The sequence below is a fragment of the Panacibacter microcysteis genome (genome assembly GCF_015831355.1).
GTDB lineage: Bacteria > Bacteroidota > Bacteroidia > Chitinophagales > Chitinophagaceae > Panacibacter > Panacibacter microcysteis.
The window spans coordinates 1,706,420-1,728,618 of record NZ_JADWYR010000001.1 but is presented as its reverse complement, the minus strand read 5'-3'; the positions used below and the strand labels follow the sequence as shown (position 1 = coordinate 1,728,618).

General features: G+C 42.8%; 20 protein-coding genes. 11 read left to right on the top strand and 9 right to left on the bottom strand.

Annotated elements, in window-relative coordinates; translation table 11 throughout:
* Window positions 1-115: 115 nt before the first annotated feature.
* Entirely contained in the window at window positions 116-1,543 is a 1,428-nt protein-coding gene (locus tag I5907_RS07035; protein WP_196990003.1) for a hypothetical protein, read from the bottom strand.
* A 96-nt stretch (window positions 1,544-1,639) separates the two neighbouring features.
* Here I5907_RS07035 and I5907_RS07030 point away from each other — a divergent pair, with 96 nt between their 5' ends.
* Window positions 1,640-3,079 carry a hypothetical protein gene (locus I5907_RS07030; RefSeq protein WP_196990002.1) on the top strand — a complete coding sequence of 480 codons (1,440 nt, stop codon included), beginning with the start codon at window positions 1,640-1,642 and terminating at the stop codon, window positions 3,077-3,079.
* 122 nt (window positions 3,080-3,201) lie between these two features.
* Here the strand turns inward: I5907_RS07030 and I5907_RS07025 are convergent, their stop codons facing one another.
* From I5907_RS07025 to I5907_RS07015, 3 genes are all read right to left on the bottom strand, one after another.
* Window positions 3,202-4,485 carry an anthranilate synthase component I family protein gene (locus I5907_RS07025; protein ID WP_231401988.1) on the bottom strand — a complete coding sequence of 428 codons (1,284 nt, stop codon included), beginning with the start codon at window positions 4,483-4,485 and terminating at the stop codon, window positions 3,202-3,204.
* Window positions 4,486-4,494: 9 nt separating this feature from the next.
* The gene (locus tag I5907_RS07020; RefSeq protein WP_196990001.1) at window positions 4,495-4,932 is read right to left on the bottom strand and encodes a hypothetical protein; all 438 of its coding nucleotides are present in this window, start codon (window positions 4,930-4,932) and stop codon (window positions 4,495-4,497) included.
* A 305-nt stretch (window positions 4,933-5,237) separates the two neighbouring features.
* Window positions 5,238-6,500: an adenylosuccinate synthase gene (locus tag I5907_RS07015; RefSeq protein WP_196990000.1), complete on the bottom strand. Its 1,263-nt coding sequence runs from the start codon at window positions 6,498-6,500 to the stop codon at window positions 5,238-5,240.
* Window positions 6,501-6,769: 269 nt separating this feature from the next.
* Between I5907_RS07015 and I5907_RS07010 the strand changes: the two genes are divergently transcribed.
* Window positions 6,770-8,182, top strand: a complete 1,413-nt coding sequence (locus I5907_RS07010) for an MBL fold metallo-hydrolase (RefSeq protein ID WP_196989999.1) — start codon at window positions 6,770-6,772, stop codon at window positions 8,180-8,182.
* Between the two features lie 193 nt (window positions 8,183-8,375).
* On the opposite strand, the gene I5907_RS07005 is transcribed toward I5907_RS07010, so the two are convergent.
* On the bottom strand, window positions 8,376-9,545 hold the full coding sequence (locus I5907_RS07005; protein WP_196989998.1) for a PepSY-associated TM helix domain-containing protein: 1,170 nt from the start codon (window positions 9,543-9,545) through the stop codon (window positions 8,376-8,378).
* A gap of 486 nt (window positions 9,546-10,031) precedes the next feature.
* On the opposite strand from I5907_RS07005, the gene paaA reads away from it, so the two are divergent.
* From paaA to paaD, 4 genes are read left to right on the top strand one after another with little or no spacing between them, the layout of a single operon-like run.
* Window positions 10,032-10,988, top strand: coding sequence for a 1,2-phenylacetyl-CoA epoxidase subunit PaaA (gene paaA, locus I5907_RS07000; RefSeq protein ID WP_196989997.1), 957 nt, complete (start codon window positions 10,032-10,034; stop codon window positions 10,986-10,988).
* Between the two features lie 9 nt (window positions 10,989-10,997).
* A complete protein-coding gene (gene paaB, locus I5907_RS06995; protein ID WP_346266771.1) occupies window positions 10,998-11,387 on the top strand; it encodes a 1,2-phenylacetyl-CoA epoxidase subunit PaaB in 390 nt (129 codons plus the stop codon).
* Between the two features lie 18 nt (window positions 11,388-11,405).
* Entirely contained in the window at window positions 11,406-12,161 is a 756-nt protein-coding gene (paaC, locus tag I5907_RS06990; RefSeq protein ID WP_196989996.1) for a 1,2-phenylacetyl-CoA epoxidase subunit PaaC, read from the top strand.
* 20 nt (window positions 12,162-12,181) lie between these two features.
* Window positions 12,182-12,685 carry a 1,2-phenylacetyl-CoA epoxidase subunit PaaD gene (paaD, locus tag I5907_RS06985; protein WP_196989995.1) on the top strand — a complete coding sequence of 168 codons (504 nt, stop codon included), beginning with the start codon at window positions 12,182-12,184 and terminating at the stop codon, window positions 12,683-12,685.
* Between the two features lie 55 nt (window positions 12,686-12,740).
* On the opposite strand, the gene I5907_RS06980 is transcribed toward paaD, so the two are convergent.
* Complete coding sequence (locus I5907_RS06980; protein WP_196989994.1) at window positions 12,741-13,319, bottom strand: adenylate kinase; 579 nt, start codon at window positions 13,317-13,319, stop codon at window positions 12,741-12,743.
* A gap of 163 nt (window positions 13,320-13,482) precedes the next feature.
* Here I5907_RS06980 and msrB point away from each other — a divergent pair, with 163 nt between their 5' ends.
* Entirely contained in the window at window positions 13,483-14,061 is a 579-nt protein-coding gene (gene msrB, locus I5907_RS06975; RefSeq protein WP_196989993.1) for a peptide-methionine (R)-S-oxide reductase MsrB, read from the top strand.
* A 352-nt stretch (window positions 14,062-14,413) separates the two neighbouring features.
* Here msrB and I5907_RS06970 read toward each other — a convergent pair whose 3' ends face one another.
* Window positions 14,414-16,189: a BamA/TamA family outer membrane protein gene (locus I5907_RS06970; protein WP_196989992.1), complete on the bottom strand. Its 1,776-nt coding sequence runs from the start codon at window positions 16,187-16,189 to the stop codon at window positions 14,414-14,416.
* A 32-nt stretch (window positions 16,190-16,221) separates the two neighbouring features.
* Between I5907_RS06970 and hemW the strand changes: the two genes are divergently transcribed.
* Entirely contained in the window at window positions 16,222-17,343 is a 1,122-nt protein-coding gene (gene hemW / locus I5907_RS06965) for a radical SAM family heme chaperone HemW (RefSeq protein ID WP_196989991.1), read from the top strand.
* 21 nt (window positions 17,344-17,364) lie between these two features.
* Here hemW and I5907_RS06960 read toward each other — a convergent pair whose 3' ends face one another.
* Window positions 17,365-18,363, bottom strand: a complete 999-nt coding sequence (locus I5907_RS06960) for an NAD(P)H-dependent glycerol-3-phosphate dehydrogenase (protein ID WP_196989990.1) — start codon at window positions 18,361-18,363, stop codon at window positions 17,365-17,367.
* Window positions 18,364-18,597: 234 nt separating this feature from the next.
* On the opposite strand from I5907_RS06960, the gene I5907_RS06955 reads away from it, so the two are divergent.
* Both I5907_RS06955 and I5907_RS06950 read left to right on the top strand, forming a co-directional pair.
* A complete protein-coding gene (locus tag I5907_RS06955) occupies window positions 18,598-19,296 on the top strand; it encodes an RsmE family RNA methyltransferase (protein ID WP_196989989.1) in 699 nt (232 codons plus the stop codon).
* A gap of 420 nt (window positions 19,297-19,716) precedes the next feature.
* Window positions 19,717-20,331 carry an L-threonylcarbamoyladenylate synthase gene (locus I5907_RS06950; protein ID WP_196989988.1) on the top strand — a complete coding sequence of 205 codons (615 nt, stop codon included), beginning with the start codon at window positions 19,717-19,719 and terminating at the stop codon, window positions 20,329-20,331.
* On the opposite strand, the gene I5907_RS06945 is transcribed toward I5907_RS06950, so the two are convergent.
* Window positions 20,328-20,927: a ribonuclease HII gene (locus I5907_RS06945; protein ID WP_196989987.1), complete on the bottom strand. Its 600-nt coding sequence runs from the start codon at window positions 20,925-20,927 to the stop codon at window positions 20,328-20,330. The two genes, I5907_RS06950 and I5907_RS06945, sit on opposite strands and share 4 nt — an antisense overlap.
* A gap of 197 nt (window positions 20,928-21,124) precedes the next feature.
* Between I5907_RS06945 and I5907_RS06940 the strand changes: the two genes are divergently transcribed.
* Window positions 21,125-22,180, top strand: a complete 1,056-nt coding sequence (locus I5907_RS06940) for a COX15/CtaA family protein (RefSeq protein ID WP_196989986.1) — start codon at window positions 21,125-21,127, stop codon at window positions 22,178-22,180.
* The last annotated feature ends 19 nt before the right edge of the window (window positions 22,181-22,199 follow it).

Below are 22,199 nucleotides of genomic sequence, written 5' to 3'. Positions count from 1 at the left end.
AGAAACGCCTGGCACCGCCTGTTGTGTCACTCACTTCAACTGTAACAACATTATGGGGCTTTGGTTCCCGGTTACAGTCTTCACTACATTTGCGCTCAGTACTCCACGCAGCCTTCTACAAGTTGTGAATATAGGAAAGCATAACGCCTGCAGAAAAATGATTCGCTTTTACCGTCTTCACACTACCCTGCAAAAAATTGCTGTCTGTCGGGTTGTCGAAGTTGGCAACCTGGTCATAGTCACCGTTAAATCCGAGCGCTAAAAACAATCCTGCTTTTATGTTCACATTTTTTCGTTTGGTATTTACACCAACCTGCATATGGTAATTGTTCCAAGAACTGGTGTATGGTATAAAACCTTCTTTGTTGGCAAACAGGCTTTTGTCTATATAAGAAAAATTAGTGCGCAAAGACAAAAAAGCAGTGTACTGAGGGTTTATGTAAAAGCTGTTTCCCACGGCCACATTCAACACCGCTTTTCGCGCATCTTTCAATCTTAACAGGGAGTATGTATAATCCCTGTAATTACCTGTATCGGGCCTTATGAAAACATCATTATCAGGCGCTATAACATCGTATTCATTTATCTGCCCGAAATATTCAGCTGCCACATACAATTGATTTTTGTTATACCGGTATAAATAACCCAGGGCAATACTCAACGGCATTTTCCATTTTGCTTTAAGCTCTACCTGGCGTGCGTTGGCAAACAGGCTTAACGGACTTAAATCAGGATCTAGTTTAGCGTTAACAAGTGTTATATCGCTGGTTATATTGCCATCTCCTTTTAGATGCAATACCGGCGTTGTTATCGTTAGTCCCAGGTGATGGTTACCGTTATCGTAACCAATACCCACTTTTGCCCTTGCACCATAATTCTTATAATTGGCTATATACGATTCCCTGTTACTCGTAATATTAAAATCTGCAATACCCGGGTTAACAATAGCTGTTGCAGAGAAATCAGAAGAGAAATACCTGCTGTACAGGTTGGCCTCAAGGGTAAGACCTGCCGTAAAATGAGGTGCTAATTTTTTGCCCGTACTTATTTGCAATTGTGTCTCAGAAGCGCGGTTCTGTTCCACATACTGCCCAAGAAAATATTCGGCTCCGGGGCTGTAAGCATCGTTCAATACAGGCAACTGCTCATCCCTGCGCTGGTTGGCAGCAAAGTTTATCAGCGGGTTATGAATGATGGCATAAGCCAGTGGAAATTTATTTTTTCCCAGCGCAATTTTACCGGCCACCATCTGTGGTACAGACGACATGTTTTTTGATATCAGCTTCCTGCCTGTTCCGGCTCCATCAGCCATACTGATTGTTTGCATTTGGTAAAGAACCGCAGTAACAGAAATGGTTGTTTTGGGTGAATTAGCCAGTAGTGCGGGGTTGGTAAAATATACGCCACTGTCACCATTGTAAGCAATGACAGAACCGGGCAGAAAAAAACCGCCTGTACCATATGGCGAATGCCAGTAATTACCGTCCTGTGCACCGGCATAGAAAAAAGCGAACAGGCATAAAAGGGGAAGAAGTGTTCTCATGTTAACAGTTTTGACGCTACATATCAAAAGATGGTATTAAATATAACCATTATAAGTTTTTCTTAAAACATTTAAATTTAAAGTATCAAAACTACCATGAAGCGCATCATTCCCCTTCTGCTTATTATCGTAATCGCCTTACATGCAAATGCACAGGATCGGTTACATAGCGCCAACAATTCAATCCAAAAAAACATACATACACTTGAAACAGGTTTCGACCTTACACCTGTACAACAGGATCTGCAAAACATTGCAGGCAAGCTCAGGTTTGCTGATGCGTACATCAACACCACAGACCGGCACTTAAGTTACAGGCTGCTAAATGTTCATGCCATATTTCTTGAACAGGTAAAAACCAAACTGGACCAAAACAACACATTATTGCTGTCAAAAAATAAAAGTCTTCACGTCATCCATAAGAATATAGAAAAATTCAAACCGGCAGATGCTGCCCCCTCAGTTCTTGCACTCTATAACAATGCGGAAAACCTATACACAGGCAAGGCTTTGCAGCTCTCGGGTTTACAACACACATTAGACAGCAATATGGTTGTACTCGCAACACTCAGAAAAAACCTACTGCAGAAAATAAAAAACTTCAATGCATCGGTTTTACGCGCCACCGATGTACCACTGCTTAAAGAATCACACGCCGGCTATTCGAAAAACTTTATAGATGTTATAAAAGATTCAGCAGATACCGGTAGTAAAATAATGCTGTACTACCTGTCGGCGCACTTGTATGCAGTATCTGTTACGGTGCTGCTATGCTTACTCTTTACAACATGGCTCATTTTTATCCGCAAAGAATACAGTAAACACATCGTCACATACGTTCGAACCAATAAAATAAAATTGAAATATTTATCTGCCAACCCGCTTTTTGGAAGCCTGCTGCTTGCATTTTCCTTTGCGCCATTCTTCTTTCCTAACCCACCCGTTATTTTTATAGAGCTTGTATGGACCATACTGGGCTTGATTCTAACCGTATTATTTTTTAAGGATAAAAATATACCGCTTACTGTAAGAATTTTATGGGCCGCATTCTTTATCGCATTTCGTATAGTGGCATTTGTCAACCTGTTCCTGTATGCCACGTACGAAGAAAGATGGTTGCTCATCTTACTAAATGCTGTTTGCATTACACTCGATATACTCATTTTACGCGTTAACAAAAAAAGACAGATTTTCCATACCCGTACAACAGCATTCATCATTTGTACGTCGGCTTTGTTACATATAGCATCAATAGTTTGTAACCTCAACGGGTTGTTCAATCTGGCCAAAATATTTACAGCTACTGCAACCTTTGCAGTGTTCACCGCAGCCGTTTTGCATGTGTTTACAGCTACAGCGCAGGAAGCGCTTACTTTTCAACTGGCCATGTTCAAAAAATATTTTGCCAACAGGTATCAAACACAAACGGTAAAGGTTTACACAATATTTAGCAGGTCAATCGAAATACTGGCAGTGGCCGGGTGGTGTTTGATATTTATTTACAACCTCAACATCCCGGCTTTGTTGAGATATTGAAGGGAATAGTTTGGCACAAGCTGCAGTACTTAACCAGGCGCCTGTTGTGTCACTCACTTGTACTGTAGAATATTACTGAGCCAGGCGTTGCAATGACGGTCTGCCTGCTTTTTTATTGATGTCTAAGCCAACACTTTTTCTATGGCTTTTGCTTTGAGCAGGCATTCATCAAATTCATCTGCTGCATTGCTGTAAAAGGTAATGCCACCACCAACCTGGTAACTAAGGTATTCCGTTGAATCATTGTACATAATGCTCCTTATTACCACGTTAAAATCAAAATCTTTTGTGGGTGTTATATAACCAACAGCGCCTGAATAAATACCACGCTTTGTATGTTCATACTGTTCAATCAGTTTCATTACACTTAGTTTTGGCGCGCCGGTCATCGATCCCATTGGAAAAGTTGCAGCAATAACATCCGCCACATCCGCATCATCTTTCAATACTCCTTTAACAGTAGAGATCATCTGGTGCAATTGCGGAAATGTATAGATGCCAAACAGCTCTTCCACTTCTACCGAACCTTCTTTACAAACCCTGCTGAGGTCGTTTCTTACAAGGTCAACCACCATTACGTTTTCGCTGCGGTCTTTGCTGCTGTTATACAGTTGCTGTTTACTTTCTTCATCCTGCGGGTCGGTTGTATTTCTTTTAATTGTTCCTTTTATGGGCTGAGAAATAATGGCAGCTCCTGTCTTCTTTAAATATCGCTCTGGGCTTGCACACAGCAGGTATTTATCATGCAGTTTGTAAAATGCTGCAAAAGGGTTGGGCGAGACCTTAATCAATTGCTCATACACCAGCAGCGGGTTAATTATGGCATCTTCTGCAAAAAATTCTATGCAGTAATTGATCTCGTAACAGTCGCCGCGTACAATATGTTGTTGCAGTTTTTCAATCGTATCAATGTACTGCCAACGTGCTGTACGTAACTGCACATTTGGTTTGGCCATAAAAACCGGTGCCTTTACTATTGTTTGTTGTATCTGCATGAAAACTGTTTCCGGTGCAACATCCAGGCAGTGAATAGTAACACTCTCATTACAGCCCTGAATAACAATTTGCGGCTGAAAGAAAAAAAGGTCCGGAAAACCAATATAATCTGTGTGGGAAGACGACAGGCTTTCAATCTCGTTTTTCAGATCGTAAGCAAAATGGCCAAACAGCCAGTCGTGGGTTTGGGCAGTAAACGTTTTGAATTGTGCCAGCTTACCTGCATATGGCATGCATTGCGATACGGCACCAGCGGCCAGCAGCCATTCATGTGTATGGTGGTTGCCGGTATATTGGTTATTGTCTAAAAAGCAACAGATGTTGAACTGGTTTGCCCAATGCAACATCTGTTGTTTAAAAACTGTTTTATCGTGTACGGGAAAAGATGCGGAGATCCTTTGCACCATCATTTGTTCCAATTAAAAGTCGTCATCTTCTTCATCGAAGCCTGAGTCGTTGAACATGTCGAATTCTTTAAAATCCTCATCAAGCCCAAGATCATCATCACCGCTGCTTTTTTTGCTGCTGCCACCACCGGTGCTTTTCTTGCCTTTTGATTTTGGAATATCGAACTCTTCAAAATCCGGATCCCAGTTATCATCTTCTTCCGGTTTCTCCCAATCATCTACTTCTTCTGGCAGGTCTTCATCTTCATCGTCATCTTCTCCGCCTTTTTTCTTTGCTGCGCCCTTGGTAGATTTTGCTGATGATTTCACATCCATATCTTCATCATCTTCATCTAAATCATCATCATCTTCTTCCATTTGCTTTTTTGGTTTTGAAGACGGTTTTTCACTTTTTTTGGGTGCTTCCGGTTTTCCACCAGGCTTCTTATTGTCTTTTGCAGATTTTGCCATATCCTTTAAAGATTATGTCGTAAAATTTCAACGAGTTTTTGATTCAACAAAAAAAAATTTTTATACCCGAAATACAAAGACTTTACACATAATTCTTTAAAAAAATGTTGTGCCTTTTCAAACGTTCACTATGTATTGCCCGTTATTACAGGCCTGCAACATTGCCTGTAACTTCTAACAACGGTGCATATGCAGTATTGCTGATGCACAGCGCTATACAGTACAAGAGTGCGACGCAAGAAAAGCTGAAAAGAACTATTGTAGCCGGGTTCAAAAAAAATACTTACTAAAAATACAAAATACTTCTACAAATGAATGATCTGCTCTCTGCCTGGTCCGTTTGAAACATACTTTACCGGAGAGCCAATGTAATTGTTGATAAAATCGATATATGTTGACATTGGTGCCGGCAATTTTGCTGCATCTTTCAGCATGGTGCTGTCGGTATTCCAGCCGGCAAATGTTTTGTATACAGGATCCAGCTTTACGCGTGTAAGCTGGAAAGGCACTTCCTGCGTTTCTTTGCCGTCTACGTTGTATGAAGTGCAAACATTCAGTTCTTCAAAAGAATCGAGTACATCTGCTTTGGTCATTACCACTTTGGTTACGCCGTTGAGCATACAGGTATATTTCAACGCTACCAGGTCTATCCATCCACAGCGGCGCGGTCTGCCGGTTGTAGCGCCAAATTCGCTGCCTATTCTTCTCAGTTCTTCACCTGTTGCATCTTCGAGCTCGGTTGGGAAAGGACCGCCACCCACACGTGTACAATATGCTTTGGTTACACCCAATACATCCCTGATCTTTTGTGGTGCTACACCAAGTCCGCTGCAAACACCTGCAGAAATAGTACTGGATGAAGTAACAAAAGGAAATGTACCAAAATCTATATCAAGCATGCTGCCCTGCGCACCTTCTGCCAACACTTTTTTGCCTTCGCTTATTTTGTTGTTGATGAAGTATTCACCATTTACAATATTCAGTGAGCGCAGGAAATCTATTGCATCAAAAAACTCTTCTTCCCATGCGGAGATATCTTCAATGAAATGAAAATTATCCAGGAGCTTCTGGTGTTTTAACCGCAGCTTTATATAGTTGGTAGTAAAGCTTTTGTCCAGCAGGTCGCCCACACGCAATGCATTGCGGCCTGTTTTATCCATATAAGCCGGGCCAATACCTTTTAATGTGGAGCCGATTTTACTATCTCCTTTCTGCATTTCAGAAGCCTTATCCAAAGCCCTGTGTGTAGGCACAATAATATTGGTACGCTGGGAAATAAACAGGTTTTTGCGCACATCTATACCGAAAGAGGAAACCGTGTCGCATTCTCTTTTCAAGGTCACCGGATCGAGCACAACGCCATTGCCAATAATGTTCACAGTGTTCTGGTGAAAAATACCTGAAGGAATCTGGTGCAGTACAACTTTTTTATCGCCTACATATAATGTGTGGCCGGCGTTTGGACCGCCCTGGAAGCGTGCAATTACATCGTATTGCGGAGCAAAGTAGTCAACGATTTTCCCCTTGCCTTCATCGCCCCATTGCAGGCCTAAAATAACATCAACCATGAATAGTGTTTGTTGTTGAGCGGCAAAAATAAGCCGCGCTATCATTTTTTCAATTATTGTTTTTAAACGGCCATTTTTTGGGAGCCCGGCAGCAGGTTAAGCATGAAGCTTCTGTTGCGTCGCACACTTGTACGTTTGGTTGTTTGTGCAGCAAAGTGAAGATCGGAGCGTAATCCTTCAATACACTGCACCAGGCTGCTGCATGCCCTTCACCCACCCTGAAACTAACATCTGTAACCCTTCCTTATCTTTGCCGAAATTTTGCGTTTATGTACATAGAACAACTATACACCGGTTGCCTTAGTGAAGCGGCTTACTATATAGAAAGCAACGGTGAAGCAGCCATTGTAGACCCGCTGCGGGATATTGAAGATTACCTGAAAATGGCCAAAGAAAGAAACAGCACCATCAAATATATTTTTGAAACACACTTTCATGCAGATTTTGTAAGCGGCCATATAGACCTGGGTAAAGCAACCGGCGCGCCTATTATTTACGGACCCGATACTGTAGCCGGCTTCGACGTAACAGTAGCAACAGACGGCCAGGTTTTTAAACTGGGCAATATTTCCATAGAAGTTTTACATACACCCGGGCATACGCTGGAAAGTACCTGTTATTTATTAAAAGATGAAGCAGGCAAAGACCACGCAATATTTACAGGCGATACACTTTTTGTAGGAGATGTAGGCAGGCCGGATCTGGCACAAAAAGGCGCCGAAATAACCATGGAAGATCTTGCAGGCAAACTGTACGACAGCCTGCAAGCGAAAATAATGCCGCTGGCAGATCATGTTATTGTTTACCCTGCACACGGCCCGGGCAGCAGTTGTGGCAAAAACCTTGGCCCGCATACGCTTAGCACTATTGGTAATGAAAAGCAAACCAATTATGCACTGCAACCGCAAACAAAAGATGCCTTTATAAAAGCCGTTACAGACGGGCTTGCTGCGCCGCCACAATATTTTCCGGTAAATGCAAAGATCAACAAAGAAGGTTATGAAAGCCTCGACGCAGTAATGGAAAAAGCACTGCAACCATTAACATCAGACGCGTTTAAAACCATTGCAGCAGATGAGGATACAATTATAATAGATACAAGGCCGGCCAATATTTTTACACAGGGTTTTGTACCCGGCAGCATATTCATTGGCCTGGAAGGCCGTTTTGCTGAATGGGCAGGAAGCCTGTTACCATTTGATAAAACACTCCTGCTTGTTACAGAGCCAGGCAAAGAAAAAGAAACCGCGGTTCGCCTGGCGCGTGTTGGATTTGAGAAATTTGCCGGTTTCCTGGAAGGCGGTTTTGAAGCATGGCAACAAAGCGGTAACAGAACAGACCTGATCATTGAAGTGGAAGCAGACGAACTGGCAATGGATCTTCCTTTTGATAATAATCTTGTAGTGGTAGATGTACGCAAAGAGCCTGAATATGCAGAAGGGCATGTTAAAGACGCCATGAGCCTGCCGCTGAATAATCTTACCGACCCCGGTACTATGGCAGATTTTGATGACATACACAATCTTTATGTTCACTGTGCCGGCGGCTACCGCAGCGTAATTGCCTGCTCCATGTTAAAACGCCAGGGCATTCACAACCTGCGCAATGTTGCCGGGGGCTGGGCCAAAATAAAAGAACAGAAAGATATAAAAACAGAAAAGGAAAAGAGTGTATTGAATTAGTTTGGGAAGGCTATATTACCAGAAACAAAAATCACCTTGCATACCCACGTTGTAAACAATGACGTGGGTATTTTTTTAAGCTGCCGAATAAAGTTTTGGTGTACAAGAGTGCGACGCAACAAAAGCTTCATGCTTAGCCTGCAGCCGGCTACACCATTATTCCCCCATAAATTGCGCGGGTAAGGCATAGAGCCTACTGTGAAGCAGGAACAAGCTGCCTTTTTACAGCCTGCGGTGCAGCAATGATTTGCTTCTTTTTCTTTCTGCCTTTCCAGATAAAAAAACCGGTTATGGGTAAACTGGCGGCGATCAGGCTGGCAAAAAAGGCCATTATTTTTCCTGTTATACCAAGTATGGCCCCGGTATGCACATCGTAGTTCATGCGTATCATTTTATCTGCCACAGAACTGCCGGGAAAACGCCCGTAACTGTGCGTTACGTCAATTTCTTTCATTGTATATTGGTCGAAGTAACGGTAATCGGCCTTCCAGTAAGTTTTATCATCAGGGTTAGCAACGGCCTCAATGGCGGCTGAATCATTGGCGGGTACATGCACTTCTATAACAGCGGCATTTGTGTGTTCCAGTTTCATCTTTTGCCATACGCGGTCTATCATAGGTGTTCCTGCAGTGCTCATTACAGCAGGCTTTTCAGATTCAGCTTCATAAAACTGCACCATTTCTTTACCGCCTGATGCAGTCCAGTATACTGATTTTGCAAACCACTGAAAGCCCCATACGAGGCCCGTTACAGCTATAAAGATGGCAACCCATGTCATATAAAAACCAAGCACATTGTGCAGGTCGTAATTTTTACGTTTAAAGGTGGCATTCCATTTTACACTAAAGCGCTGTTTGCGGGCAGCTTTATTTTTAGGCCACCATAAAATGAGGCCGCTGATAAGCATTATCAAAAATATAAGCGTAGCGGTGGCAACAATGGGCTGGCCTACTGCAGGCGGTAACCACAAATAATAGTGCCCCATTACAACTATGCGAAAAAAATCTGCATTGGCATCTTTTACCTTTAATACCTGCCCGTTATAAGGGTTTACATACACGAGGTAATAATAGGCCGGGTCTATATTGTAAAAAGAAACCTGTACTGCTTTACCGGGGTTTGCGTAGTAGGCAATACCATGCGGCAGTTTACCCGGCAGTGCCGCAGTGGCAATTTGTTTTATTTTATCCGGCGCCAGTTGTGGTGTGTGTGCCGGTGTTACATAGCGATAGGTTTCTGTAATAGCCCTTACCTCCTGCTCAAATGCAAGTATACAACCTGTAATACCAAGGAAAACGACAATAACACCGGATGCAAGCCCAAGCCATAAATGAATTTTACCGATCGCTTTCCTGAAAGTCATAAATGAATATTACTGTTATTATGGGCCGGGCTGTTGTGCCTGTGGCATCTTCGTTGCGTCGCACTCTTGTACTGCACCGCATTAATCAACACTTCCGGGTGTATCAGTCTATGTTTTACAAAACGGTTAAAAAGCAAAGTACTGATGATGCTCTGTTTTTACAAGTCTTCCTTTTTGTAAACCGAATGGCAAAAGTGTTCTTAATGTAAAGCATTGATTTGCAGAATCGGGAAAAAAGTTTTACGAAATCAGAAAACACCGTGTATACAAAGCCAAATTCAGTAACATCACCCTAACACACGTTAGCGGAAAGCATAAAATGATTATTTTTGTAGCACTACCTGCGTTGTAGTAAGAATGAATCAGCTATACAGCAGTTTTGAATATTCAGTGTCTTTCATTTATTATACAACAGAAATGTTTACCGACTTGTAGTAAATACGACTTCATTTAGTTTCAATAAAAACCCGGTAATAGTAGAACCTTATGCAAATACACGATCTGGAACAACACTTTCTTTCCAAAATAGCGGAAGAAATAAAAATTGAGCCAAGAGACTGGATGCCTGACGCCTACCGCAAAACGCTTGTGCGGCAGATCAGCCAGCATGCACACAGTGAAATTGTTGGTATGCTGCCCGAAGGCAACTGGATAACAAGAGCCCCGTCGCTAAAAAGAAAAGCTATTCTTATTGCCAAAGTACAGGATGAGGCGGGGCATGGCCTCTATCTTTATGCTGCCACCGAAACACTGGGCACATCCAGGGAAGAAACGATCAACGATCTCCATACCGGTAAAGCCAAATACTCGTCTATTTTCAATTACCCCACACTTACCTGGGCAGATATGGGTGCCATTGGCTGGCTGGTAGATGGAGCGGCCATTATGAACCAGGTTATGCTTTGCAGAACTTCTTACGGGCCATATGCAAGGGCAATGGTGCGTATTTGCAAAGAAGAAAGTTTTCACCAGCGCCAGGGTTTTGATATTCTGCTTTCGCTATCAAAAGGCAGCCCCGAACAGCGTGCTATGTGCCAGGATGCTATAAACCGCTGGTGGTGGCCTTCCTTAATGATGTTTGGGCCAAAAGACAGCGATTCTACACACTCAGACCAAAGTATGAAGTGGAAAATAAAACGCATGAGTAACGATGAGTTGCGCCAGCGTTTTATTGATATGATTGCAGAACAGGTAAAAGTACTGGGTATGACATTGCCCGATCCTGATCTTAAATGGAACAGTGAAAGAAAACACTACGACTTTGGCGAGATCAACTGGAACGAATTCTGGAATGTTGTAAAAGGCAATGGCCCCTGCAATAAACAACGTATTGCGGCCCGTAAAAAGGCATGGGATGAAGGCGCGTGGGTACGCGAGGCAGCCGCGGCATATGCAGCAAAAAGGAAACGAAATACACAATCATCTACACTCGAAGCAGCTTAATAAACGACTATGTTTACCATTACAAAATATTATTACGGAGATTTCGGTGAAAGTGGCATGGCGGCTGACAATGCACCAGGGGAACACATCAGCCCCGGGGTACACCAGGCATCAGCGGGTCATGACTGGCCGCTGTGGGAGATTTTTATACGCAGCAAACAGGGGCTTGACCATAAACATGTTGGTAGCCTGCATGCTGCGGATGCGCAGATGGCGATAGAAAATGCCCGTGATGTTTATACACGCCGCCAGGAAGGTGTAAGCATCTGGGCCGTTGAAAGCATAGATATCCATGCCAGCAACCCTGATGAAGCAGAAAGTTTGTATGAACCTTCCAACGACAAAATTTACCGCCACCCAACTTTTTACAAACTACCGGATGAAGTGAATTATATGTAGTTCAACCAGCTTATTTCAATGAACAATCAACTTTTTAACTACCTCCTCCACCTGGCAGACAATACACTTATTCTTTCGCACCGTAACAGTGAATGGTGTGGTCATGGCCCCGTGCTGGAGCAGGATATAGCAATCACCAATATCTCGCTTGACCTGCTTGGGCAGGCAAGAAATTTTTACCAGTACGCTGCCATGCTCACAGGCAACAATGCTACAGAAGATTCACTTGCTTACCTGAGAACAGAAAGAGAATTTAAAAACCTGCTGCTCGTAGAACAGCCAAATGGCGACTGGGCTGCTACCATACTGCGGCAATTTTTTTTCAGCACCTACCAGGAGCTTTTGTATAAACAGTTAATACAATGCAATGATGCGCAGGTAGCAGCCATTGCCGAAAAAGGGCTTAAAGAAGTTACTTATCATGTACGGTGGAGCAGTGAATGGGTTATACGCCTTGGTGACGGCACAGAAGAAAGCCGCGACCGTATGATGGTTGCTGCTGATGAATTGTGGCGCTTTACAGGAGAAATGTTTATACCCGCCGATTATGAAAAAGAAGCCGGTATTTCAGGGTTTGGTGTAAATGTCGAAAGCATGCAACAAGACTGGTTGAAAAAAGTAGAGGCTATTTTTGAAGAGGCCACCCTTCCTATGCCCGGGGCCGCAGGTTACATGCAGCGTGGCGGTAAAGAAGGTACACATACAGAGCACCTTGGCTATATATTGGCCGCCATGCAATACCTGCAACGCACCTACCCCGGTTGCGAGTGGTAAGCAATCTTATAAACAAGACGATGACTTCAGCTAAAGAAACGACTATAGAAGCAACCTGGAAAATACTCCAAACCGTAAATGACCCGGAAGTGCCGGTCTTGTCGGTCGTTGATCTCGGCATTATACGAAAGGTTGAAGTAGATAATGACACAATTACTGTAACAGTAACACCCACTTATTCCGGGTGCCCGGCTACTGAAGTGATTAATATGTCTATCAGGCTGGCATTAATTGAAAATGGCTTTAATCATGTTACAATAAAAACTGCTTTATCACCCGCATGGACAACAGAATGGATGAGCAGTGCCGGTAAAGAAAAACTGAGAGCCTACGGTATAGCGCCGCCCAAACCTATGCAATCAGTTTGTACACCCGGCTTATTCCAGGAAGAAGAAGCCATCCAATGCCCGCATTGCAACAGTTACCACACAAGACCGGTAAGCAGGTTTGGTTCCACTGCCTGCAAAGCACTTTACCAGTGCGAAGACTGCCAGGAACCCTTTGATTATTTTAAATGTCACTGATAAAAAAAGCCCGTTCCTTTACAGAAACGGGCATACAGTTGGTTTTGTAAAGATATTAATGCATCCTGGCATCTATTTGTGTCTTAAGGCTTGCATAAATATCATCTATGCTTCCTTCACCGGGTACATTTACTACCTTATCAAATTGTTTATAGTAATCTGCTACTGCCGTTGTTTTGGCATTGTATTCAGTAATGCGTGCACGAATTACAGCTTCATCCGTATCATCGCTGCGGCCGCTTGTTAAACCACGACCCAGTAAACGTTTTACCAGTTCCTCTTCACTTACATCCAATGCCAGGAAAACGCCAATACCACTATTCTTAAGTTTTAACAATTTATCCAGTGCCTCTGCCTGCGCAACCGTGCGGGGAAAACCATCGAACAAAAAACCTTTTGCATCTGCGTGCGCATCCAGCTGGGAGCTTATCATACCTATTACCACTTCATCGGGTACCAACTGGCCCTTGTCCATTACACTCTTCGCTTCCAGGCCCAATGCTGTTTTATTTGCAATTTCACTGCGTAGCAGGTTGCCCGTACTAAGGTGAATTAAACCGTACTCTGCTATCAGTTTTTCACTTTGGGTACCTTTACCGCTGCCCGGAGGGCCGAATAAGATGATGTGAAACATGTTGCTTGCTTAAGTTTGGATTCTGGCAAATATAAGGGCTGCAACTTGAAAATCCTTTAACAAAACCTTCAATCATTTGAAATACGTACATAGTAAGGTGCTGCTTTACTGAACGTATTTACTGTAGCATTGTTATTGATATTAAACAACTGAAAACTATTTTATGAAACAAATTGTTCTTTTGCTAACGACCATGTTTGTACTGGTTATCACACAGGGTTGTTATTCGCAAAACTCATCAGCTCAAAAAAAATCAGCTATGGATACTTCAAACAATAAAAAGAACCCGGTTTATTCCAACACAGATTCTACCAAAGTTGTAATGACCGATGAAGAATGGAAAAAGCTACTCTCACCTGAAGTTTACCATGTGGCCAGGCAGAAAGGAACTGAAAGGCCTTTTACCAGCCCATACGAAACTTCTCATGAGATAGGAACGTACTATTGCGCCGTTTGTGGCAACGCTTTATTTAAAAGCGATACAAAATTTGAAAGTGGTTGCGGATGGCCCAGTTTTTATGAGCCCATCAGCAAAGGATCTATTATTTATGCGCCCGATAACACATATGGCATGCAACGTACAGAAGTAATGTGCGGCCGTTGTAAATCGCACCTGGGGCATGTATTTGAAGATGGCCCAAAACCAACCGGTTTACGCTATTGCATTAATGGCGTGGTGCTCGATTTTAAAAAGGCGCAGGATGCTGAAAAAGCATACAATGCCAAAGAAAAAGAGGAGTAGGTTTTCAGTGTGATTTGTTTTTTTGAAAAGCCGTTAGCCATAACGGCTTTTTTATTGTGGGTAACCGGCAGCAGTGTTGCATGGCAGCTTTGGTTGTGTCACTCACTTGTACGTTCAGCTCACGCATCAGCAACGATGTGTTTTGATTATGCCATGCAAATTACCGCGTTGTTATAAACGCCCGGGCCGGCATGCATTCGAGTACCCGCACTATTCCATCTTAAAAGCGCAATTGCACCTTTGCGCATCTTGTTTTTACGCAGCAAAACTGTGCACGTGCCGAATAAAGCTATACTGTACAAGAGTGCGACGCAACGAATGCTTAATGCATATTCTGCAGCCTGGCCCATCATTAAAAAAGACTTACAAACCCGATATGAATTTTTGATTGCCGCAAATCCAGGTTGAGGTCATTTCTTTTACCCAGCGCCCAGGAAATATTGAAAATGCCCGTGTTTGTTTCGAAGGCTATACCGCCGCCAAAACCAAAGTAGCTGTGCGAATAACTTGTATTGATGCTTTTGTAAGCCGCACCCCCGATATCTGTAAAAGCGAACAGCCATGAATTTCGTGCAAGCAGGTAACGGTACTCCAGCGTTGCTATAAGGAACCGGTTGGTGTAAATGCTTTCTTCATCGAAACCGCGCAATTTTTTAAAGCCGCCAATCTGGAACAATTCATTCTGAAAATAATTGGGCGATTGCAGCCAGCCTGCCTGCAACGCAGTCTTGAAAGTGGCCTGCTTTGCAACCGGGAAATAATGCGCGGCATTCAGGTATGTTCTTAAAACATAGGTATTTTGCTTTACTGTATCATACAAAGACGCATAGTTGAATGACGGATCTTTTATAGAAAGTATAGCATTGTTTTGCCTGATGTGCCTGGCACCAAAGCCAACATTGAATTGTACTTCGTTACCGCTTCTTGGGTTGAAGCGATAATTGGTATTGTTGTAATCGTACTGAAATGATAATGTAGTTGAGGTAAGATCTGCCATATCTGGTAAGCGCCTGGTTGCTTTAACGGTAACCGTATCTGCCGTAAGCAAATTTGTTTTATATAACTGCAACGCTACGGTGACCGACTTGCGGTTAGAGATATTGTACTGCGCACCAACAGTGCCGTGAATATTGAGAAAAAAAGAATCCCGCTTATACAATTCGAAACTGACGTTTACACCCAGCGGCGAATGAAAAAGATACGGCCGGTTAAACAGCAAATTCAATCTTGGTGATTTTGCCTGGAGTTGCTGCCAGTTGATGCCGATTGTCTCACCGTTTCCAAACGGGTTTTTCAGGTTAAGATTGGCCTCACCGGTTACCAGCAATTTTCCGCCTACCTGTGGGTTAGCGGGTAAAAAGCCTATAAGCACATTTACCTGGTTGCTTTTCCGGTTTTGCAGGTAAAAATCCAGTTGCGCCCCGGTATTCAACATCGTTATTTTGTTTGGCGCTGTTTGTGACAGGAAGGGCAACTCTGCCATACGCAGATCGATATTGTTTATGAGCTGCTGGTTGTACATGTCTTTTTCTCTTACACCTGTGTAAGCCATCAGGTAGCTTTTGTCGACCCTTGCCGTACCATTAATGATAACGGTATCGATAATATAACGGGTGCCTTTATTAACGATGAGCCTGGCTGTTATCTTCTCATCGTTCAGGGAAATGCTATCCAGCGCCACAGCTGCAAACGGGTAACCATTTTCGGCGTAGTAGTTAAGAAGCTTTTCATACACCGTTTCCACTTTTTGCTGGTCGAATGGTTTATTATTGAAGGCATTCCTGTTGTAACCAAGCTGATCCAGCACCGACCAGTCTTGTTCCTGAATGACAAGCTGCTCCCAAACATATTTTTTGCCGGTAAAAAGTGTGATAAAAACAGCAGAGGAGTCTTCTTTAATTTCATCTACAGAAGCGCTTATATAACCTTTTGCAGCAAGCAGGGCAGGTAATTGCTGTACATAGCCAATACAGGCACTTTTAGATGGAAAGTTATTGGTTAACTGTACAGGTGGCGCTGCATCTGCATATTTTACCACAAGGCTGCATGGCACCTGCGCTGTTGATGAGCTGCACCAACAACAAATGATTAAGAAAAGGCAAACAAAGTATTGTAGTAATTTTGCCATTTGCGTTGCGCAAGTTTACAAAACATAAAAGTATGGCAGGTATTTATATTCATGTTCCATTTTGCAGAAAAGCCTGCCACTACTGCAATTTTCATTTTTCGACATCTGTTAAGCAAACAGCAGCCATGACAAATGCTATCTGCAAAGAAGCACACCTGCGAAAACACTACATAAACGAAAGTGTTGCCACTATTTATTTTGGCGGTGGCACTCCTTCTTTATTGCGTGCAGAAGAACTGGCGCAACTACTGCAAACATTCAAAGCTCACTTTTTGATAGATGATAATGCCGAGATAACGCTTGAAACCAATCCTGATGATATAACTGCAGTAAAACTTGGTGCATGGAAAAATCTTGGCATAAACCGGTTAAGCATAGGCATACAATCTTTTTTTGAAGAAGACCTTCAGTGGATGAACAGGGCGCACAATGCGCAACAGGCCATGAATTGCATACTACTTGCTCAGCAGGCCGGTTTTTATAATATAACCATCGACCTGATTTATGGCACTCCCACACTTACAGATGAGAAATGGAAAGCAAATGTTGATACGGCAATTGGCTTAAACATTCCACATCTTTCATGTTATGCACTTACTGTAGAACCTAAAACTGCCCTTGAAAAACTGGTTGCCACACACCAGCTTGAGAATGTAGACCCGGAAAAACAAAGCAGGCATTTTGAATTATTGATGGAATGGGCAGGCGCGGCAGGCTACGAGCATTATGAAATCTCCAACTTTGCAAAACCGGGTTTCAGAAGCAGGCATAACAGCAGTTACTGGAGTGGCAGCCACTACCTCGGGTTGGGCCCTTCGGCGCATTCGTTTAATGGAACAAGCAGGCAGTGGAACATTGCCAACAATGCGCTCTACATAAAAAATATTGACGCATCGGTTTTGCCTTTTGAGATTGAGCATTTAACCCCGGTGCAACAATTGAACGAATATATTATGACTGCACTGCGAACAAGCGAAGGCATTGACCTGGCATTTATTGCAGGAAAATGGGGCGATGACAAAAAGGAACAGCTACAAAAAAATATAGCCGCCCTGGTTGAACCTGGTTTTATAAAAAACGGCAGTGCTACAGTTAAACTTACACCTCAGGGTAAACTTTTTGCTGACGGTATTGCCGCAGCACTGTTTTTTTAACACATCTGCAGGGTACGAAGTTTATACCAATAATGTTTCTATGTGTTCAAATCCTGAAGACGCCGGCACATGCTCCCAAAGGATATTATAAATAGTTGCCGCAATGGGAATATCGATATTCATTGCTGTTGCTGCGCGGTAAATACTACGGCTCGCATTATAACCTTCTGCAACCATATTAAGTTCCAGTTGAGCTGCTTTTACGGAATAGCCCTTGCCGATCATATTACCAAACATGCGGTTACGGCTATATAACGAGTAGCAGGTAACCAAAAGATCGCCAAGGTATGCGGAGGCTGCATAATTAAGCCCCGTTCCATCTTCGTCAATACGCATTTTACGAACAAACCGTACCATTTCACTGGCAGCATTGGCTATATAAACACTTAGAAAGTTATCACCGTACTCGAGCCCATGAGCAATACCCGCACCAAGTGCATAAATATTCTTTAGTACCGACGCATATTGTACACCCATGATATCATGGTTGACGATTGTATTGAGGTATTCATTGTTGAAATGACCGGCGATAACTTTGGCGGCCGCCTCATCTACACCGGAGAAGGTGAGGTACGAAAGTTTTTCAGCCGCCACTTCTTCTGCATGACAAGGCCCAACAATAGCAAAATAATCCTCCAGCCTGGTGTTGAATTGCTGCTGAAGGTATTCATTGAACAACTGGTTGGTACCTGGCAAAAGGCCTTTGATGGCAGAGACTATTTTCCGCTGCCCGAATACGTCTGTATTAAGGGTGCTGAATACGCTGTGTATGTAGGCACTGGGCACTGCCACAACCAACACATCTGACTGCTCAATGATGTAATTGAGGTTGCTGCTTAACTGCATTTTGCTATTATCGAAACGGGCATTGTGCAGGTAATGCGGATTGTGCCGGCGCTGTTGCAAATAACTGATTGTTTCATCATTCCTGATCCACCAGTAAATATGATTGTTATTGTCTGTAAGAATCTTTGCAAGCGCCGTAGCCCAGCTTCCGCTGCCGATAATACCAAACTGCATATTGTAATTAATTTGGAAAACAAACATACAAAACACTTGAGCGTATTGGCAAGTAATTAATGGTTGCTCAAGCAACATATGTGCAATTATGCAGGGAGACAGTTACCGCAGCCTGCAGCTCAAAAAAAGTTCTGTACGCTGAAGTGAGTGACACAACAGGTGATGCCACAGGGTGCTACTGCCGGTTTCATAATTGCTTTATCTTCACGGCACTTTTTACCAACACCTGATTTCATGCCGCTTCCTTATTTTTTTGTACCACATCTTAACATTGAAGAGCAACTCGTGCTACCTGAAGAAACGAGTAAACATTGTGTACAGGTTTTAAGAATGCAGCAGGGTGAACAACTGATATTGACCGATGGAAACGGCCACTTGGCGAAGGCTACGATTTTGAAGGCTGACAGGAAACATTGTGTGGTAAAAAAAGAAAAACTGCACAGTGCTGAGCCAAAAACCCGGCATATAACGATTGCAATATCGCTGCTGAAAAATACCGGCAGGTTTGAATGGTTCCTGGAAAAGGCTACGGAGATTGGTGTATCGGAAATTATTCCGCTTATTTGTAAGCGTACAGAAAAACAATATTTCCGTAAAGACAGGATGGAACAAATTGTTTTGTCTGCTATGCTGCAAAGCCAGCAGGCATGGCTGCCACACTTACATGAGCCTGCAAATTATAGGCATGTGGTGGATACTGCAACACATTCTACCAGGCTGATTGCACATTGCGAAGAAAACAGCAAACATGAAATATCGAAGCTGCAATTTTCCGAAAACGTTGTTATACTTATTGGACCTGAAGGAGATTTTACCGCGGAAGAAATCAAACAGGCAATGGAGCAAAAATTTCTACCTGTTTCACTTGGCCATACAAGGCTTAGAACAGAGACTGCCGGCCTCTTTGCTGCATCAATTATTGCAGCTTTATAACTGACTCCACATATTAATTAAATCCTTACTACGAAAGAGTTCTAACCGCTTTTTAATTTCTATCTCTGTAAATAATATATACTTTTATGTTGTACCCAAATGAAATTGTCATGTCCCGGAAAAACTACACCCTAATCTTGCTATCATTGAATGCCATTTTGAACGCTCTTTTGATTAACTGCAAGATACTGCACCTGGTAAATATTGATTGGTTGTATGTATTTACACCAACCTGGTTTAGTATTGCTATTGTTCTTGGAGGAGTACTCAGGTTTTCTTTGAAACATAAGCAAAGTGCTACTCATTGATGCATGTTACATACTTCAGGTTCTGATGCATAAGTATGTTACTTAATACCTGCACAACTTTTTATGCAGGTACGTGATTTTATCTTGCCGTTATTTATGGGTAACTTTACGGATGTTATTACATGTACACCCGGATAATCCTAATCCGCGACATATAAAAACAATTGTAGAGTGCCTGAGAGATGGCGGTGTAATTATCTACCCAACCGATACCATTTATGGTTTAGGCTGTGATATTTTTCAACATAAGGCAATCGAACGCATCAGCGCATTGAAAAAAGTACAGCCGGAAAAAGCGCAGCTTAGTTTTGTCTGTTATGATCTCAGTGACCTGGCCCAATACACCAAGAGTATATCCACACCATTGTACAGGGTACTGAAAAGTCATTTACCCGGTGCATATACATTTATTCTCCCCGCCAGTAAAGAAGTACCAAAGATTCTGAAAAGCAAAAAAAACACGATCGGGTTGCGTGTGCCTGATAATGACATAGCACGTACGATCGTAAAAGAACTTGGTCATCCGATTCTTTCGGCCTCCTTGCCCGGTGAAATGGTAGAAGAGTACACCGATCCCGAGCTGATGCATGAAAACTTTAAAAACCTGGTTGATATAGTGGTTGATGGCGGCGCAGGCAATACTGTACCTTCTACGGTAATTGATTGTACACAGGAACCCTATGAAATATTAAGAATGGGTGCCGGCGAGTGGGCTGAAACAGACTAGAAAGCCATTTCGATTTGTGATGGTAAAATATTAAAACTTCTGCGGTGGTATTTACAAAGACCGTGTTCATCAATTGCCTTGCGGTGCTCTAATGTGCCGTATCCTTTGTTACTTTTCCAGTTATAATGCGGAAAACTTTCGTGTAGCTGCTCCATATAGCTATCCCGGTAAGTTTTGGCGAGAATACTGGCGGCAGCAATACTGGCATAAATGCCGTCACCTTTTACAATACAATGGTGCGCAGTTTTACCGTAAGAAGTAAAACGGTTACCATCAATCAGCAATAATTCGGGCCTTATGAGCAAGCTGTCCAAAGCCGCGTGCATGGCTTTAAAAGACGCTTTTAAAATATTGATGGTATCGATCTCTTCATTATCGATCATGGCCACACTGTAAGCAATCGCTTTTTCTTCAATGTATACTTTTAGCGTAGCCCTTTGCTCATATGTAAGCTGTTTACTATCATTTAATACCGGGTGGTAAAAATCTTTTGGCAAAATAACGGCAGCAGCAAATACAGGGCCTGCATAGCAGCCACGCCCCGCCTCATCACAGCCGGCTTCCACAAACACATCCTGGTAAAATGGTTTAAGCATTGCTATGCGAATATCGAAAGATCGCAGAAAGTTTGCGCAAAAAAACTTGTAAAAAAACTTATGCCAATACCTTTGCGGTCAAACTAATGGCGGGGCCACTTGTTTATATACCTGTAAAAAACAAGTCCTTAAAACCGGGCATAAAGCGTTACGTTGTATCAATACCAATGCACTGCCTATAACGATAAACAATGACAATGACAGAAGAAAGATCCCGGCGTATAATAGCAAACTGGCTGTTTATTGGTGTAGGCATGTTACTGGTGCAGGTTTTGCTTGGTGGCATTACCAGGCTTACAGGTTCTGGTTTATCTATTACACAATGGGACCCCATAATGGGTGCTGTGCCACCAACATCTGAAGCTGCCTGGCAACAGGCTTTTGACAAATACCAGCAAATAGCGCAATACAAATTCATCAACAACCACTTTACACTTGCTGATTTTAAATTCATTTTTTTCTGGGAATGGTTTCACCGTTTATGGGCAAGATTTATGGGCCTGGTTTTTCTCTTCCCTTTTATCTTTTTTCTCATTAAAGGCTGGTTTAAAAAATGGATGATTGTACCGCTCGTAATGCTTTTCGTGCTGGGTGGTTTACAGGGTTTACTGGGTTGGGTAATGGTAAAAAGCGGTCTTAACGATGAAAATGTATACGTGAACCATTTCAGGCTTGCCATACATTTTATGGCAGCCATGATACTCATCGTTTATACGCTGGTCTTTGCATTATCGCTGCGCATTCCACAAAACCAGCGCTTATACAACAAAGAACTCAAAAGTTTTGCAGGGTGGATCACCGGGTTGATAACAATTCAGTTGATCTACGGCTGCTTCATGGCAGGCTTAAAAGCAGCAAGTGCGGCACCAACATGGCCCGATATAAATGGCGCAATCTTACCAACAGGCATGTTTGAAAAAGGTTTTACCGGGAGCGTGTTGCACAACCCTATTGCTATCCATTTTATACACCGTACGATTGCTTATATCATCTTCATTTTAACCATTGCATGGTGGTTCAGGGCTTTAAAACACAACACCACAGCAACATTTATACAGGCAAGAAAATGGCCGATGGTGCTCGTTATATTACAGGTTGTGCTTGGCATTGTTACTGTTGTAAGCAGCAACAACATCGTATTGGGGCAATTTGGCACTTTCGAATGGCTGGCAGAACTGCACCAGTTAACGGGTATGTTATTACTTCTTTCCTTTGCCGCCGTATTATATATTTTAAAGCCGTTCTCGAAATAAGGGGTATTTATGTACCCGG

Excerpts from the sequence above, each read along its gene's own strand:
- I5907_RS06940 (WP_196989986.1), top strand. The coding sequence starts at position 21,125 with ATGACAGAAGAAAGATCCCGGCGTATAATAGCAAACTGGCTGTTTATT.
- paaC (WP_196989996.1), top strand. The coding sequence starts at position 11,406 with ATGAACAATCAACTTTTTAACTACCTCCTCCACCTGGCAGACAATACA.
- I5907_RS07035 (WP_196990003.1), bottom strand. The coding sequence starts at position 1,543 with ATGAGAACACTTCTTCCCCTTTTATGCCTGTTCGCTTTTTTCTATGCC.
- I5907_RS07025 (WP_231401988.1), bottom strand. The coding sequence starts at position 4,485 with ATGATGGTGCAAAGGATCTCCGCATCTTTTCCCGTACACGATAAAACA.
- I5907_RS06955 (WP_196989989.1), top strand. The coding sequence starts at position 18,598 with ATGCCGCTTCCTTATTTTTTTGTACCACATCTTAACATTGAAGAGCAA.
- I5907_RS06945 (WP_196989987.1), bottom strand. The coding sequence starts at position 20,927 with ATGCTTAAACCATTTTACCAGGATGTGTTTGTGGAAGCCGGCTGTGAT.
- I5907_RS06980 (WP_196989994.1), bottom strand. The coding sequence starts at position 13,319 with ATGTTTCACATCATCTTATTCGGCCCTCCGGGCAGCGGTAAAGGTACC.
- I5907_RS06970 (WP_196989992.1), bottom strand. The coding sequence starts at position 16,189 with ATGGCAAAATTACTACAATACTTTGTTTGCCTTTTCTTAATCATTTGT.
- paaB (WP_346266771.1), top strand. The coding sequence starts at position 10,998 with ATGTTTACCATTACAAAATATTATTACGGAGATTTCGGTGAAAGTGGC.
- msrB (WP_196989993.1), top strand. The coding sequence starts at position 13,483 with ATGAAACAAATTGTTCTTTTGCTAACGACCATGTTTGTACTGGTTATC.
- paaD (WP_196989995.1), top strand. The coding sequence starts at position 12,182 with ATGACTTCAGCTAAAGAAACGACTATAGAAGCAACCTGGAAAATACTC.
- I5907_RS07015 (WP_196990000.1), bottom strand. The coding sequence starts at position 6,500 with ATGGTTGATGTTATTTTAGGCCTGCAATGGGGCGATGAAGGCAAGGGG.
- I5907_RS06960 (WP_196989990.1), bottom strand. The coding sequence starts at position 18,363 with ATGCAGTTTGGTATTATCGGCAGCGGAAGCTGGGCTACGGCGCTTGCA.
- hemW (WP_196989991.1), top strand. The coding sequence starts at position 16,222 with ATGGCAGGTATTTATATTCATGTTCCATTTTGCAGAAAAGCCTGCCAC.
- paaA (WP_196989997.1), top strand. The coding sequence starts at position 10,032 with ATGCAAATACACGATCTGGAACAACACTTTCTTTCCAAAATAGCGGAA.
- I5907_RS07005 (WP_196989998.1), bottom strand. The coding sequence starts at position 9,545 with ATGACTTTCAGGAAAGCGATCGGTAAAATTCATTTATGGCTTGGGCTT.
- I5907_RS07020 (WP_196990001.1), bottom strand. The coding sequence starts at position 4,932 with ATGGCAAAATCTGCAAAAGACAATAAGAAGCCTGGTGGAAAACCGGAA.
- I5907_RS06950 (WP_196989988.1), top strand. The coding sequence starts at position 19,717 with ATGTTATTACATGTACACCCGGATAATCCTAATCCGCGACATATAAAA.
- I5907_RS07010 (WP_196989999.1), top strand. The coding sequence starts at position 6,770 with ATGTACATAGAACAACTATACACCGGTTGCCTTAGTGAAGCGGCTTAC.
- I5907_RS07030 (WP_196990002.1), top strand. The coding sequence starts at position 1,640 with ATGAAGCGCATCATTCCCCTTCTGCTTATTATCGTAATCGCCTTACAT.